General features: G+C 64.9%; 13 protein-coding genes. 1 reads left to right on the forward strand and 12 read right to left on the reverse strand.

Translation table 11 applies throughout. The features are described from left to right. Window positions 1-263: 263 nt before the first annotated feature. Window positions 264-1,823, reverse strand: a complete 1,560-nt coding sequence (xseA, locus tag FHS48_RS19450; protein ID WP_184266543.1) for an exodeoxyribonuclease VII large subunit — start codon at window positions 1,821-1,823, stop codon at window positions 264-266. A 72-nt stretch (window positions 1,824-1,895) separates the two neighbouring features. On the opposite strand from xseA, the gene purD reads away from it, so the two are divergent. Beyond that, a complete protein-coding gene (gene purD, locus FHS48_RS19455) occupies window positions 1,896-3,173 on the forward strand; it encodes a phosphoribosylamine--glycine ligase (RefSeq protein ID WP_184266546.1) in 1,278 nt (425 codons plus the stop codon). Between the two features lie 82 nt (window positions 3,174-3,255). On the opposite strand, the gene FHS48_RS19460 is transcribed toward purD, so the two are convergent. The 11 genes from FHS48_RS19460 to FHS48_RS19510 all read right to left on the reverse strand — a co-directional run bounded on the left by FHS48_RS19460 (window position 3,256) and on the right by FHS48_RS19510 (window position 13,954). Further along, window positions 3,256-4,149 carry a DMT family transporter gene (locus FHS48_RS19460; protein ID WP_184266549.1) on the reverse strand — a complete coding sequence of 298 codons (894 nt, stop codon included), beginning with the start codon at window positions 4,147-4,149 and terminating at the stop codon, window positions 3,256-3,258. A gap of 81 nt (window positions 4,150-4,230) precedes the next feature. After that, window positions 4,231-4,410 (reverse strand): hypothetical protein, encoded by a 180-nt coding sequence (locus tag FHS48_RS19465; RefSeq protein WP_184266553.1) that lies wholly within the window; start codon window positions 4,408-4,410, stop codon window positions 4,231-4,233. 117 nt (window positions 4,411-4,527) lie between these two features. Next, window positions 4,528-5,718: a thiolase family protein gene (locus FHS48_RS19470; RefSeq protein ID WP_184266556.1), complete on the reverse strand. Its 1,191-nt coding sequence runs from the start codon at window positions 5,716-5,718 to the stop codon at window positions 4,528-4,530. Between the two features lie 26 nt (window positions 5,719-5,744). Continuing rightward, window positions 5,745-7,043, reverse strand: coding sequence for an MFS transporter (locus FHS48_RS19475; protein WP_184266559.1), 1,299 nt, complete (start codon window positions 7,041-7,043; stop codon window positions 5,745-5,747). Window positions 7,044-7,123: 80 nt separating this feature from the next. Further along, window positions 7,124-7,501 carry a MarR family winged helix-turn-helix transcriptional regulator gene (locus FHS48_RS19480; RefSeq protein ID WP_260402607.1) on the reverse strand — a complete coding sequence of 126 codons (378 nt, stop codon included), beginning with the start codon at window positions 7,499-7,501 and terminating at the stop codon, window positions 7,124-7,126. Between the two features lie 127 nt (window positions 7,502-7,628). After that, window positions 7,629-8,339, reverse strand: coding sequence for a phosphate regulon transcriptional regulator PhoB (gene phoB, locus FHS48_RS19485; protein ID WP_019644255.1), 711 nt, complete (start codon window positions 8,337-8,339; stop codon window positions 7,629-7,631). Window positions 8,340-8,386: 47 nt separating this feature from the next. Continuing rightward, window positions 8,387-9,118 (reverse strand): phosphate signaling complex protein PhoU, encoded by a 732-nt coding sequence (gene phoU / locus FHS48_RS19490; protein ID WP_184266564.1) that lies wholly within the window; start codon window positions 9,116-9,118, stop codon window positions 8,387-8,389. A gap of 71 nt (window positions 9,119-9,189) precedes the next feature. Continuing rightward, window positions 9,190-9,993, reverse strand: a complete 804-nt coding sequence (pstB, locus tag FHS48_RS19495) for a phosphate ABC transporter ATP-binding protein PstB (protein ID WP_184266567.1) — start codon at window positions 9,991-9,993, stop codon at window positions 9,190-9,192. A 13-nt stretch (window positions 9,994-10,006) separates the two neighbouring features. Beyond that, window positions 10,007-11,320 carry a phosphate ABC transporter permease PstA gene (gene pstA / locus FHS48_RS19500; protein WP_184266570.1) on the reverse strand — a complete coding sequence of 438 codons (1,314 nt, stop codon included), beginning with the start codon at window positions 11,318-11,320 and terminating at the stop codon, window positions 10,007-10,009. Between the two features lie 20 nt (window positions 11,321-11,340). Next, window positions 11,341-12,738 carry a phosphate ABC transporter permease subunit PstC gene (gene pstC / locus FHS48_RS19505; RefSeq protein ID WP_184266573.1) on the reverse strand — a complete coding sequence of 466 codons (1,398 nt, stop codon included), beginning with the start codon at window positions 12,736-12,738 and terminating at the stop codon, window positions 11,341-11,343. A gap of 175 nt (window positions 12,739-12,913) precedes the next feature. After that, complete coding sequence (locus FHS48_RS19510; RefSeq protein WP_184266575.1) at window positions 12,914-13,954, reverse strand: PstS family phosphate ABC transporter substrate-binding protein; 1,041 nt, start codon at window positions 13,952-13,954, stop codon at window positions 12,914-12,916. Window positions 13,955-14,593: the final 639 nt, after the last annotated feature.

Consider the following 14,593-nt stretch of genomic DNA (forward strand, 5'->3'; position numbering starts at 1 on the left):
ACCCTCGCCGCTGGGAGAGGGCTGCTACCCTCTCCCAGCTGTTCCTTTGTCGCCTATCGGCACGGAAATTCATAAGACAAGCGTTTTCAGCAAAAAGGGACACCCCTTTTGCCGCTGAAAACGCTCTATTCCTTTAAAACAGAGGACATTTTCCTCGATGCACCGGTTTCTGCTGAAGCGGAAAATACTCTGGCAGCGTCACAGAACAAAGACAGAAGCCCTGTTTTCCACAGGTCAGCCTCCGGTCACCCCTCGCGACAGCATCAGAACAGGGTTTCCTGCCGGGTGTCGCCCGCCTTGCGCGGCGGGGTCCGGCGCGGGGTTTCCGATCCGGTCACCATCGCCGTCGCGGTCCCGTCACGGAATTGCAGGGTCACCGCCTCGCCGCCCTTCAGCGGGGCGCGGCTGTCAATCACCTGCCCGGTTTCATCGCGGACCACCACATAGCCCCGGTCGAGAATCCCCTGATAAGAATTGGCCTCCAGCCGCTCCGCCGCCGCCTTCAGGCGGGTATCCGCTTCCGGCAGACTCCGCCCCGCCGCCGCACCAAGGCGGAACCACAGGGCGGTGACATCGCGCTGATGCCGGGCAACATCGCGGGCCACCGCATCGGGCCGCAGCCGCCCGGAAACCGCCGCCAGCCGGGCGTCGCGGTCCTTCAGGGTGTAACGGACCACCGCCCCCAGCCCCTGCGCCGCCTGCGCCAGCTGGCCCTGTTTGGCGGCAATCTGCTCCGCCGGGCTGCGCAACCGCGCCCCCAGCTGGCCGACCGCAGCGGCGCGGCGGTCCACCGTCACCCGGGCGGCGGTGCCCAGCCGTTCCCAGCGGTCATCCAGCCGCTGGGCGTAATCCTCGATCATCCGGTCCACCGGCGGCAGCCCGCGTGACAGGCCTTCCAGCCGCATCGCCCGGTCTTCCAGCAGGCGGCGGGTCGCCCCTTGCAGGCGCTGGCCGTCGTCGCGCACCTGCGCCAGCAGATCAAGCCGCACCGGCACCGCCATTTCCGCCGCCCCGGTCGGGGTCGGGGCGCGCAGATCGGCGGCAAAGTCGCACAGGGTGGTGTCGGTTTCATGCCCGACCGCCGAAATCACCGGAATCCGCGACGCCGCCACCGCCCGGACAGTGATTTCCTCGTTAAAGGCCATCAGGTCTTCCAGCGATCCGCCGCCCCGGGCGACGATCAGCAGATCCGGGCGCGGCACCGGCCCGCCCGGCGACAGGGCGTTGAACCCGGCAATCGCATTGGCCACCTGCTGGGCGGCCCCCTCCCCCTGCACCAGCACCGGCCATACCAGTACCGGCAGCGGGAAACGGTCGCGCAGGCGATGCAGGATATCGCGGATCACCGCCCCGGTCGGGCTGGTGACCACACCGATGCAGCGCGGCAGGAACGGCAGGCGCTTCTTGCGGGCCGGGTCAAACAGCCCCTCGGCGGCCAGACGGCGCTTACGCTCTTCCAGCAGTTTCAGCAGGGCACCCTCGCCCGCCAGTTCCAGCGAGTCGATAACGATCTGGTAGCTCGACCGCCCGGGATAGGTGGTCAGCCGCCCGGTGGCGATCACCTCCAGCCCTTCCTCCGGGCGGATGGTCAGCTTCTGGTAACTGCCCTTCCAGATGATGCCGTCGATGACGGCGGTATCATCCTTCAGCCGCAGATAGCAGTGGCCGGACCCCGCCAGCTTCGGCTGGCTGATCTCGCCGCGCACGCGGACACGGGCATAGGTCTCCTCCACCGTCCGCTTAAGGTCGGCGGACAGCTCCGAAACGCTGCGTTCGGGGAGATTGTGGGCGGATCTGGCTTCGGGACTCGTCATGGCATCCATTTATGCTACAAGAAGGCCGGATTTGGAAACTCCCGCTTTTGCGGGCGCCCTGTAAGACTGAAAGGCTGCGCGATGAACGTTTTGGTCGTTGGCTCCGGTGGCCGTGAACACGCCCTGTGCTGGGCCCTGAAGAAGTCGCCCCGCTGCACCCGCCTGTACTGTGCCCCCGGCAATGCCGGGATTGCCGACGTGGCGACGCTGGTGCCGATCAACGCCGAAGCGGTGGAAGAGATCACCTCGTGGGCGGTGGCCAACGCCATTGATTTCGTGGTGGTCGGGCCGGAAGGGCCGCTGGTGCTGGGTCTGGCCGACCGCCTGCGCGAAGCCGGAATCCCGGTGTTCGGCCCGTCGGAACAGGCGGCGGCGCTGGAAGGCTCCAAGGGGTTCATGAAGGACGTGCTGCGCGAGGCCGGGGTGCCGACCGCGTGGTATTCCCGCTTCACCGACATCGACGCCGCCAAGGCCTATGTCCGCGAAAAGGGCGCACCGATCGTCATCAAGACCGATGGCCTTGCCGCCGGGAAGGGTGTGATCCTGTGCCAGAGCATCGACGAAGCCCTGAGCGCGCTGGACGATATGATGGGCGCCCGGATCTTCGGCGATGCCGGGAACGAGGTGGTGATCGAGCAGTTTCTGGTCGGGGAGGAAGTCAGCTTCTTCGCCATCGCTGACGGCGAAACCGCGGTTCCGCTGATTGCGGCGCAGGACCACAAGGCGGTCGGCGACGGCGACACCGGCCCGAACACCGGCGGCATGGGGGCCTATTCTCCGGCCCCGGTGTTCACCCCGGCCCTACAGGAAGAGGTGATGCGCACCGCCATCCTGCCGACCGTGCAGCGGATGAAGGACCGGGGCACCCCGTTCTGCGGCGTGCTGTTCTGCGGCCTGATGATCACCGCCGACGGCCCGAAGGTGCTGGAATACAACGTCCGCTTCGGCGACCCGGAATGTCAGGTGCTGATGAGCCGCCTTGACAGCGACCTGCTGGAAGCCCTGCTGGCCGCCGCCGAAGGCCGCCTGTCCGACGTCAACATGCGCTGGAAGGATGAAACGGCGCTGGTGGTGGTGATGGCCGCCAACGGCTATCCGGGGACCTATGAAAAGGGCACCGTCATCGGCGGTCTGGCCGAGGCCGGGGCCTGCGACGGCGTCACCGTGTTCCACGCCGGAACCAAACAGCAGGACGGTCAGGTGGTTGCCACCGGTGGCCGCGTGCTGGGCGTCACCGCCACCGGCCGCACCGTGCGCGAGGCGCAGGCCAAGGCCTATGCCGGGGTCGATGCCCTGAACTGGCCGGGTGGTTTCTGCCGCCGCGATATCGGCTGGCGGGCCGTGGCGCGGGAATCGTAACCCCCAGCCACGCGGCCCTGCCCCATACAGGCCTGAACCATACAGCCCCGGCGGGTCTTCCTGCCGGGGCTGTTGTCTGTGCTCAGTCCGCCGCCGGAGCCGCCATTTTCCCCCGGTTGGCCAGAAAAGCCCCGGCGGTAACCAGAGCAGCGCCCCCCAGCACGTTGACCGTCGGGGCCACCCCTTCAAACGCCAGCGACAACGCCACCCCGACCACGGGGAACAGCGTGACCATGTTGGAACAGCGGGCCGGGCCGATGGTCTTGACCAGATGCATGTACATCAGCCACGCCACGGTGGAACAGGCCAGCACCAGCCACGCCATCGCCAGCGCAAAATGCAGGGACGGATCCCACACCGGCTGCTGGCCCTGCACCAGCGCCACCGCAATCAGGAACAGCACGCCGTAGGTGGTGCCCCAGAAGGTCAGGGTCAGCGGGTCGCCCCCGGCGCGGATCAGGCGGGTGGAAGCGACATCCCCGAACGAGGTGATCACCGCCCCGCCCAGCGTCAGCAGAAAGCCCATCCACGCATCGCCGCGCAGATCGCCCCCGGCCAGCTGCGGCCAGAACATCAGCACCACCCCGCCGATGCCGATGGCCCCGCCGATCCAGATCGCCTGCGGGATCCGTTCCCGCAGGAACAGCCCCAGCAGCAGGGGCGTCACCACCACCTTGATGGCAAACAGGGTGATGGCATGGGCGGACGGAATCATCGTCACCGCCGCATACATCATGGCGTAGGACAGGCCGAAATTGCCCATTCCGAACAGCACCAGCCACAGGTGGGTGCGCCCGGACAGGCCGGTCAGACGGCGGCGCAGCAGCGGATGCAGCAGGGCAAACAGAACCGCCACAATCAGCAGCCGGTAAATCACCGACAGGCTGGGCGGCACCGGCCCCTTCAGGAACGTCACCGCGAAGTAGGTCGATCCCCACGCCAGCACACAGAACGCATAGTAGAAGGCATCACGCATCAAAACCACCGCAGGGATAAGCGCCAAAGCCGGATATCTTATCCCTGTGCCCTGAAAAAGATACGCCTATCCGCTGTACAATCAGACGAACCACGCCAGCCCCAGCGCCACCACGGTCATGATCCCCACCAGCATCCAGCCGCGCCGGTGATTGGTCTGGTCGGAAGAATCCCCGGCCCGGTACCGTGACAGGGTATTGATCGCCAGCTCCGCCGCCACGATCAGAATCCCCACCTTCAGCAGGATCACCCAGACACTCATGGCCGCCGCTCCACCCTGTGCGATTTCACCCTGTGCAGATCCACGCCGAGCAGGGCGACGGCCACTGTAAAACCCTTTCCGCAAAAAGGACCATCGGTTTTCCGGACTCTTCCGGGGTCAGGCCGCCTCAAGGGCCAGCGCAATCCCCTGCCCGCCGCCGATGCACAGGGTCACCACCCCGCGCCGTTGCCCGCTGCGCCGCAGCCCGTGCAGCAGGCGCGTCACCAGCACCGCCCCGGTGGCACCGATCGGATGGCCGTGCGCCACCGCCCCGCCCTCCGGATTGATCACCTCCAGCGGCAGCGACAGCTCCCGCGCCACCGCCAGCGGCACGGCGGCAAAGGCTTCGTTGATCTCGAAGCGGTCGACATCGCTCAGACTCCATCCGGCCCGGGCCAGAGCCTGCCGCACCGCCGGAACCGGGCCAAGGCCGAACAGTCCCGGCTCCACCGCCGCCACCCCGTACCCGGCCAGACGGCCCAGCGGTTCCAGACCGGCCGCCGCAGCGGCATCGCGGCGGGCCACCACCATCGCCGCCGCCCCGCTGTTCAGGCCCGGCGCATTGCCCGCCGTGATGGTCCCATCCGGTCGGAACGCCGGTTTCAGGCGTGACAGCGTGGCTTCCGTCGTCTCCGGGCGCGGGGCTTCGTCCACGGCGAACAGCTCCGTCCCCTTCCGGGTTGCCACCTCGACGGCGCTGATCTCCGCCGCAAACAGCCCGGCATCCCGGGCGGCGGTAAAGCGCTGCTGCGACCGGGCGGCAAAGGCATCCTGCTCCGGCCGCGACAGGTCGAGCATCGCCACCAGATCCTCGGTATGCCAGCCGGAATGCTGGCCGGAGAAGGCATCGTTCAGGCCATCGGTCAGCACACTGTCCAGAAGCTGGGCCGGGCCCATCCGCAGGCCCCAGCGCCCCCCTTCCATCAGGTAGGGGGCGCGGTCCATGTTCTCCATGCCCCCGGCAATGGCAAACTCCACATCCCCGGCCCGCACCTCATGGGCGGCGGTCAGGATCGCCTGCGCCCCGGATCCACACACCCGGTTAACGGTGTACGCCGGAACCGACACCGGCAGCCCGCCGCCGACAGCAGCCTGCCGGGCCGGGTTCATCCGGTTTCCGGCCTGTATCACATTGCCCATCACCACACTGCCGACCCGGGCCGGATCCAGACCGCTGCGGCGCAGGGTCTCGCGGATCACCGTCGCGCCAAGGCTGGTGGCGGGCACCCCTTTCAGGCTGCCGTTGAAGGTGCCGATGGCGGTGCGCACCGGGGCACAAAGCAGGATATCGGAGGCAGAAGCGGTCATGAGAAATCTCCGGTCAGAGAGGGTCATCAGGCAGGAACCGCCGCCCCCCGGCGGCGGACGACGATCAGCACGGCGGCGGCCAGCACACACAGCACCCCGGCCAGAAAGAAAGCCGGTAAATAGGTCTGATAGGCGGTGCGGCTGAACCCGGCCCCCCAGGCGGCAAAGGCCGCCCCGGCCTGATGCCCGGCAAACACCCAGCCGAACACCAGATTGGCACGGTCGCCGAAGCGTTCCGCCGTCAGCTTGACGGTCGGCGGCACCGTTGCCACCCAGTCGAGGCCATAGAACACCGCAAACACCGACAACGCAGGCAGGCTGAAATCGCTGAACGGCAGATACAGCAGCGACAGGCCGCGCAGGCCGTAATACCAGACCAGCAGCAGGCGGCTGTCGTAGCGGTCCGACAGCCAGCCGGACCCGATGGTGCCGAGGAAGTCGAACACCCCGATCAGCGCCAGCATTCCCGCCGCTGCCACCGGCACGATGCCAAAATCGCCGCACAGGCTGACGAAATGGGTCTGCACCAGCCCGTTGGTGCTGGCCCCGCAGACGAAAAAGGTGCCGAACAGCAGCCAGAACATCCCGGTGCGGGAAGCATCGCGCAGCGCCAGCAACGGCGACAGCAGCATGGTGCCGAAACTCAGCCGCGCCGGGGCCGGGGTGATCTCCGTCGCCCCATAGGCAGGCAGGCCGACATCCGCCGGATGGTTCCGCATCAGCAGCAGGACCGCCACCGCTGCCACCAGCAGCACGGCAAGGATCAGCGCCAGCGCACTGCGCCAGCCCAACCGCTCCGTCAGCTCCGCCAGCAGCGGCAGAAACACCAGCTGCCCGGTGGCGGTGCTGGCGGTCAGCATCCCCATCACCAGCCCTCGCCGCTGCGCGAACCAGCGCGACGCCACCGTCGCCCCCAGCACCATCGCCGTCAGCCCGGTGCCCAGACCGACCACCACCCCCCACAGCAGCACCAGATGCCAGATCTGCGTCATCACGAACGATCCGGCCACTCCGGCGGCGATGAAGGACAAGGCCACCACCGCCACCCGGCGCAGACCGAAGTGATTCATGAAGGCCGCCGCAAACGGCCCCATCACCCCGAACAGCACCAGCCGCAGGGCCAGCCCGGCGGAGATATCAGCGGTCTGCCAGCCGAATTCCGCCTCCAGCGGCCCCAGCAAAACCCCCGGAGCCCCCACCGCCCCGGCGGTGACCAGCATGGTCAGGAAGGTGACCGCCGCCACCACCCAGCCATAGTGAATCCCCCGGCGGGCCAGCAGCCCGGCAAGGCCGGAGGGAGGACGGGACAAGACAGGCTGCGGCATTGTGATCCTCCGAATACGGGTATCTACCCGCTTTATTGAAAAAACAGACGGGCCGATCCCCGCGATGGCACACTTTACTCTCACAGCATGGTCAGGATATCGGCGATGGCGGCGATCCGCTCCGGCCCCAGCCTGGCTTCAATCCGGGCCTGACAGGCATCCCATAAGGGCGCCCCCTGCGTCAGGGCCTCGCGCCCGGCATCGGTCAGCGTGACCACGGTCTCCCGCTGGTCCTTGCCCTTCCCCTGCGCCAGCAGGCCCATTTTCTCCAGCAGGCGGACATTGCGGCCGATGGTGGAGCGGTCATGCTCGGTCACCCGCCCCAGCTCGGTCAGGCTGACCGGTTCCAGACGCTTGACCCGCCGCAGCAGGGAGAACTGGGCAATGGTAATGCCCAAGGGTTCCAGCGCCGCATCATAGACGGCACTGACCTTGCGGGCGGCGTTGCGCAGATTCATGCAGTGACAGGGCAGAACAATCATAAGCGGGTATATACACCAAATTTGGAGCCCTTACAACCGGCATAGAAAAACGGGGCCTCCGCAGACGGAGACCCCGTATAATACCGTCCAGAATCAGACAGCCTCAGGCCGTGGCCATCCGCATATCCGGGTCGGAATCCAGCGCATATCCGGCAGCGCGGACGGTGCGAATCACGTCCATTTCGCTGTCGTTGTTCAGCGCCTTGCGCAGGCGGCGGATATGCACGTCAACCGTTCGCGGTTCGACGTAAATATCCGGCCCCCACACCGCGTTCAGCAGTTCCTCGCGGGAGAACACGCAGCCCGGATGCTCCATCAGGAACTGGAGCAGACGGAATTCGGTCGGGCCGAGATGGATGTAGCGGCCCCCCCGGGTCACCCGGTGCGCGGTCAGGTCCATCAGGATATCCTGAAACGTCAGGTTGCCCTTGCTCTGGGCGGGCTGGGCCCGGCGCAGCAGGGCCTTCACCCGCGCCATCAGTTCCGGCATGGAAAACGGCTTGGTGATGTAGTCATCCGCCCCGGTGTTCAGGCCACGGATCTTGTCCGATTCCTCGCCACGGGCGGTGATCATGATGATCGGCACATCCCGGGTCACCGGCTTGCGCCGCAGCTGGCGGCACACTTCGATCCCCGACATCACCGGCAGCATCCAGTCCAGCAGGACCAGATCCGGCTTCACTTCATCGGCCAGCGTCACCGCTTCCTCGCCGTTTCCGGCTTCAGAAACGCGGTAGCCTTCCTTCTCCAGGTTATAACGCAACATGGTGGCGAGGGCGGCTTCGTCCTCGACAATCATAACCTGCGGCTTCATCCTGCGTGCGTCCTCTCACAAACCGGCAATGCTGCCGTCCCCGGTCCTCAGTCAACAACCGGGGGATTCAGGTCAGTCTCGGCCTTGCCCTTCGGGCGGCGCAGCGGCAGGGCCTTCCCGGTGACAAGGAAATGGATGGTCTCGGCGATGTTGGTGGCGTGGTCACCGATGCGCTCGATGTTTTTCGCCATGAACATCAGATGGGTGCAGGCAGTGATGTTGCGCGGGTCTTCCATCATATAGGTGATGACCTCGCGGAACAGGCTGGTGTGCAGGTCATCAACCTCCTCATCCCGCCGCCACACCTGAAGGGCCTTCTCAACGTCCTTCTCGATATAGGCATCGAGGATGTCGTTGATGATTTCCTGCACCATCCGCGCCATCGACGGCAGCCCGGACACCGCCGGAACCGGCGGCAGCTGATTCAGGACCAGCGCCCGCTTGGCAACGTTGGCGGCATAGTCGCCGATCCGTTCCAGATCGGCGGAAATCTTCAGCGCACCGACGATGGCGCGCAGGTCGTCGGCCATCGGCTGACGCAGCGCCAGCAGACGGACGGTGAAGGCGTGCACTTCCTGCTCCATCTCGTCGATGCGGGCATCGGCGACGACGACGCGGGTCGCCAGCTCGGAATCGCGGCGCAGAACCGCCTGCACCGCCGATGCCAGCTGCGCCTCGGCCTGACCGCCCATGCGCATCACCACATTGGCGAGGTGATTCAGTTCTTCTTCGTAAGACCGGACGGTGTGGGCGGTGTCACGCCCCTGAAGGGTGGTCATCGGGGTATCCCCTTAAAGTCCGCACTGCGGGGTCCGGCGCGCCGTCAGCGGGCGCGCCGGAAGACAATACATCAGCCGAAGCGGCCGGTGATGTAGCCCTGGGTCAGCTTGTGGATCGGATTGGTGAACACCTGCTCGGTGTCGCTGCATTCGATCAGGGTGCCCAGATGGAAGAACGCCGTGCGCTGCGACACACGGGCCGCCTGCTGCATGGAGTGGGTGACGATGACGATGGTGAAGTTTTCACGCAGTTCGTCGATCAGCTCCTCGATCTTGGCAGTGGCGATCGGATCCAGCGCCGAACACGGTTCGTCCATCAGGATGACTTCCGGATTGACGGCGATGGCGCGGGCGATGCACAGGCGCTGCTGCTGACCGCCGGACAGGCCGGTGCCCGGCTGATCCAGACGGTCCTTCACCTCGTTCAGCAGACCGGCGCGTTCCAGACTGCCCATCACCACTTCGTCCAGCTCGTCCTTATGACGGCACAGACCGTGAATGCGCGGACCGTAGGCGACGTTCTCGTAGATCGACTTCGGGAACGGGTTCGGCTTCTGGAACACCATCCCGACCCGGGCCCGCAGCTGCACCACGTCGATGGAGCGGTCGTAGACGTTGCCGCTGTCGAGCGCGATGGTGCCGGTAACGCGGCAGATGTCGATGGTGTCGTTCATGCGGTTGATCGACCGCAGGAAGGTGGACTTACCGCAGCCCGACGGACCGATGAAGGCGGTCACTTCGTTCTGCTTGATATCCAGATTGACGCCTTTGATCGCGTGCTTGTCACCGTAGAACACGTTGACGTCGCGGGCGGCGATCTTCACCGCGCTGGCGTCGGACAGCAGCGGGGTACCGGCGGTGACTTGGGATTCCATGGCTTCGGGCATCTTACCAGCGCCTTTCAAACTTTTTACGCAGCAGCACCGCCGCCGCATTCATGAGGATCAGGAAGCCCAGCAGCACGATAATGGCGGCCGAGGTCCGTTCAACAAAGGCCCGTTCCGGGCTGTCGGCCCACAGGTAGATCTGCACCGGCAGCACCGTGGACGGATCCAGCGGGGTATGCGGAATGTCGACGATGAAGGCGACCATGCCGATCATCAGCAGCGGCGCGGTTTCGCCCAGCGCATGCGCCATGCCGATGATGGTACCGGTCAGCATGCCCGGCATCGCCAGCGGCAGCACATGGTGGAAGATCATTTGCAGTTTGGAGGCCCCAAGGCCCAGTGCCGCTTCACGGATCGAGGGCGGCACCGACTTCAGGGCGGCACGGCTGGCGATGATGATGATCGGCAGGTTCATCAGCATCAGCACCAGACCGCCGACCACCGGGGCCGAGCGTGGCAGACCGAAGAACTGGAGGAACACCGCCAGACCCAGCAGACCGAACACGATGGACGGAACGGCGGCGAGGTTGTTGATGTTGACCTCGATAATGTCCGTCCACTTGTTCTTCGGGGCGAACTCTTCCAGATAGATCGCGGCGGCCACCCCGATCGGGAACGACAGGGTCAGCGTCACCACCAGCGTGTAGAACGAGCCGACGATGGCCCCCCACAGGCCCGCCAGTTCCGGCTGACGGGAGTCACCCGACGACATCAGCGTGGTGTTGAAACCCATGGAGATCATCCCCTTGGATTTCAGGGTATCAAACCAGCCGATCTGCTTATCGCTGATCTTGCGTTCGGCTTCCGGCACATCGCGGGAAATATACCCCTTCGACAGCATGTCGAATTCCGACGCCACCGGCACCTCGACCCGCACCGTCTTGCCGATCAGGTCCGGGTTCTCCAGCACCTTGCGCTGCAACTCGTATCCGGCCCCGTTGGAGAACAGCTCCATCAGGTCCTTGCGGTCCTTGCGGGCGGTGACCTCGGGGAACATCGCCAGCACAGCATCGCGCACCGCGCCCTGATAGTCGCCGGCGACCAGATCCTCGCGCTTGCGGGTGCCCTGCGGGTCGATCCGCTCGGCGGAGGCCACCACATCCATCGTCACCCGGGTCTGCACGAAGGCGGTCAGACCGTTGCCGAGGATGGTGGTGAACAGCACCACCAGCATGATCATGCTGATGGCAATGGCGGCGACACCGTAGAAACGGAAGCGGCGTTCGGCGGCATAGCGGCGCTTCAGGCCGGCATTGACGACATCGGCAATCTTGCGCTTGCGGATCTCGGCGGCGGAGGCGGTTTTAGAGTCCATCTGATTTTCCGCAGTGCTCATTATTCGTACTGCTCCCGGTACTTGCGCACAACGTGGAGGGCCACGATGTTCAGCGCCAGCGTCACCACAAACAGCACCAGACCCAGCGCGAAGGCGGCCAGCGTCTTCGGGCTGTCAAATTCCTGATCGCCGACCAGCAGGGTCACGACCTGCACCGTCACCGTCGTCACCGCTTCAAACGGGTTGGCCGACAGCTTGGCCGACAGACCGGCAGCCATCACCACGATCATGGTTTCCCCGATCGCGCGCGACACCGCCAGCAGCACCCCGCCGACGATCCCCGGCAGCGCCGCCGGGAACACCACACGACGGATGGTCTCCGACTTGGTGGCCCCAAGGCCGTAGGAACCTTCCCGCATGGCATTGGGCACCGCCGTCACCACGTCATCGGTGATGGAGGAGACATAGGGGATGATCATGATGCCCATCACCACCCCGGCGGCCAGCGCACTTTCCGAGGAGATGTTCAGGCCAAACAGCTGGCCGCTGTCACGGAAGAACGGCGCCACGGTCAGCGCGGCGAAGAAGCCGTACACCACGGTCGGGATCCCGGCCAGAATTTCCAGCAGCGGCTTGACGATGGCGCGCACCTTGCGCGGCGCATATTCCGACATGTAAATCGCCGCCAGCAGGCCGACCGGCACCGCCACCACCATGGCGATGAAGGAGATCAGCAGCGTCCCGGCGAACAGCGGCACCGCCCCGAAGGCCCCGGACGAGCCGACCTGATCGGCGCGCATCGCCATCTGCGGGCTCCATTCCAGACCGAACAGGAATTCGGTCAGCGGAACGCGGGCGAAGAAGCGGTAGCTTTCAAACAGCAGCGACAGGATGATGCCGACCGTGGTCAGGATCGCCATCAGCGAACACAGCACCATGAAGGTCTTGATCACCTTTTCCACGCTGTTGCGGGCGCGGAAATCGGCATGGACCCAGCGCAGCGCCATCACCGCCCCGCCCAGCGCCAGCGCCAGCGCCACCACCGTCATGGCGGCGAAGCTGACCTGCCGGTACGAGGCTAGCTGAAGACCGGCTTCCTTCACCAGCGGATTGGCGGTGGAGGCCACGGTGCCGGAGGCAATGTTCCGGAGATCGTTGACCAGAAGGTTCAGGTGGGCCTGAGAGATCGGGCCGCCGCTGGGATCCAGCAGAAGCTGCGGCGACACCGCCGACAGGATCAGCCGGGTCAGCACCGGGCCTTCCAGCGACAGCCATGCCACCACCAGCAGCAGGGCGGGTATGCCGCACCACAGCGCGACATACAGACCGTAATAGCCCGGAAGGCTGTGCAGACGGGCCACATCACCGCCCACCAGCTTCACGGAACGGCCCCTGCCGAGCCGGAAGCCGATGACGGTCAGCACCGCCAGTACCAGAAATAGGATCAGAACCTGCATGGAACGCGTATCCCCGTGTCTGGGCAAAGGGAGGGAAGTAGGAAACCTGCTGATACACTGCCCGCCGCCGGGTGTCGGGGGGAAAACAACCGGCTGCACACAGTGACCGGCCCCGGATACGCAGACGGGAAGGCAGCCGAAACTGCCTTCCCTTCCGCGTTACCGCAAGCCTGACTTAGAGATCGCCGGCCGACAGGGTCTTCATCTCGGCGACAGCCTTGGCGAACTTGGCGCGTTCTTCCTTCGGCATCGGGATCAGACCCTTGTTGGTCAGGTAACCATCGTCACCCCAGGCCTTCTCGGAGGAGAATTCCTTCATGAAGCCGTCGATGCCCGGAATGGTGCCGACGTGGGCCTTCTTGACATAAACGAACAGCGGACGGGACACCACGTAGGCGGAAGACGCGATGTTCTCGAAGGTCGGCTCCTTGCCATCAACCTTGGAGCCCTGCACCTTCTCGGCGTTTTCTTCCATGAAGGAATAGCCGAAGATGCCGAAAGAGTTCTTGTTGGCATCCAGCTTCTGAACGATCAGGTTGTCGTTCTCACCGGCTTCGATATAGGCACCGTCTTCACGGATGGACTGGCACTTGGCCTTCAGGTCCTTGTCCTTGCCGGCATCCTTCAGGGCCTTGGCTTCCGGCAGCTTTTCGCAGGCGGTGTCCATCACCAGCTCGACGAAGGCATCGCGGGTGCCGGAGGTCGGCGGCGGGCCGAGCACTTCGATTTCCTGCGCCGGCAGGGAGGCGTCGATATCCGACCACTTCTTATACGGGTTGGCGACCCACTGGCCGTTGACCGGAACTTCCTTGGCCAGCGCGCGGAACAGCTGCTCGCGGGTCACCGACATCTGCTTGGAGGCCTTGGAGTTGGCAACGACGATCCCGTCGTAGCCGACCTTCACTTCGACCACGTCCTTGACGCCGTTCTTTTCGCAGGTTTCCAGCTCGGACTTCTTGATCCGGCGGGAGGCGTTAGACAGATCCGGATGCTCCGGGCCGACACCGGCGCAGAACAGCTTGAAGCCGCCGCCGGTCCCGGTGGACTCGATCACCGGGGCCTTGTTGCCGGTGGACTTGGCGAAGTTTTCGGCCACGACGGTGGAGAACGGATACACGGTGGACGACCCGACAGCGCGGATCTGGTCACGGGCTTCGGCGGTGCCGGCGATGGCGACAGTGGCCAGGGCGGTCAGAGCAAGGGTCTTCTTCAGCACGAGTGCCTCCAGTTAGTCCAGCGAGCCTGCGTTGGGCAAGTCAGCTCGGGGAAAATCCGTGTCAGTGGCCCGGGTATCGGCCCGTCTGACAGGGCGCACTCTAGTGACGAACGGCGTCTCCTTTGTGACACAAATGTTAAGGTAATGTGACAATCTGTTTTCTTTTATTTTCAATATGTTAATCGGAAAATCAGGGGCTCTTCCGGCCCTTTTCCGGTGTCGGAAATGTTACAGCCGTCATTTTCGCCGCCGGACCGTCATATTTCCGCGCTTAGACGAGTCCGGCGCTTGTCTGGCCTTACCCCGCTTTCCCGCAGCCTGCCCTGATCCAAACCCTGAACACCGGACGTATAGAAGGAGAGCCTGATAAAATAGCCTCCGCGCCGTTGGAGACAGAACGGCAGGGCAGGACGCGGACCTGCATCATTGGTTTTATAAGAAAAATAGATAACATTCACCGACAGCATCACGGTAACGCCATAATTTTGTCCGTGCTATAGACTCCACACGGCAGACATAAGGAAAAGGCAGGCATCCATGCTGGGCGTGACCTGCCTCGTCTTTTTCATCCAGCCGAAGGTAGAGTCCTGAGAAAAGTTACGCCGTCTGGCGCGGTCTGAGCAATGGGGGCAGGTTTGG

This window comes from Novispirillum itersonii, assembly GCF_014205675.1.
GTDB lineage: Bacteria > Pseudomonadota > Alphaproteobacteria > Rhodospirillales > Rhodospirillaceae > Novispirillum > Novispirillum itersonii_A.

Coding starts and splice junctions, on each gene's coding strand:
- pstC (WP_184266573.1), bottom strand. CDS start 12,738: ATGCAGGTTCTGATCCTATTTCTGGTACTGGCGGTGCTGACCGTCATC.
- phoU (WP_184266564.1), bottom strand. CDS start 9,118: ATGACCACCCTTCAGGGGCGTGACACCGCCCACACCGTCCGGTCTTAC.
- pstB (WP_184266567.1), bottom strand. CDS start 9,993: ATGGAATCCCAAGTCACCGCCGGTACCCCGCTGCTGTCCGACGCCAGC.
- FHS48_RS19460 (WP_184266549.1), bottom strand. CDS start 4,149: ATGCGTGATGCCTTCTACTATGCGTTCTGTGTGCTGGCGTGGGGATCG.
- FHS48_RS19470 (WP_184266556.1), bottom strand. CDS start 5,718: ATGACCGCTTCTGCCTCCGATATCCTGCTTTGTGCCCCGGTGCGCACC.
- purD (WP_184266546.1), top strand. CDS start 1,896: ATGAACGTTTTGGTCGTTGGCTCCGGTGGCCGTGAACACGCCCTGTGC.
- FHS48_RS19465 (WP_184266553.1), bottom strand. CDS start 4,410: ATGAGTGTCTGGGTGATCCTGCTGAAGGTGGGGATTCTGATCGTGGCG.
- FHS48_RS19475 (WP_184266559.1), bottom strand. CDS start 7,043: ATGCCGCAGCCTGTCTTGTCCCGTCCTCCCTCCGGCCTTGCCGGGCTG.
- pstA (WP_184266570.1), bottom strand. CDS start 11,320: ATGGACTCTAAAACCGCCTCCGCCGCCGAGATCCGCAAGCGCAAGATT.
- phoB (WP_019644255.1), bottom strand. CDS start 8,339: ATGAAGCCGCAGGTTATGATTGTCGAGGACGAAGCCGCCCTCGCCACC.
- xseA (WP_184266543.1), bottom strand. CDS start 1,823: ATGGATGCCATGACGAGTCCCGAAGCCAGATCCGCCCACAATCTCCCC.
- FHS48_RS19480 (WP_260402607.1), bottom strand. CDS start 7,501: ATGAATCTGCGCAACGCCGCCCGCAAGGTCAGTGCCGTCTATGATGCG.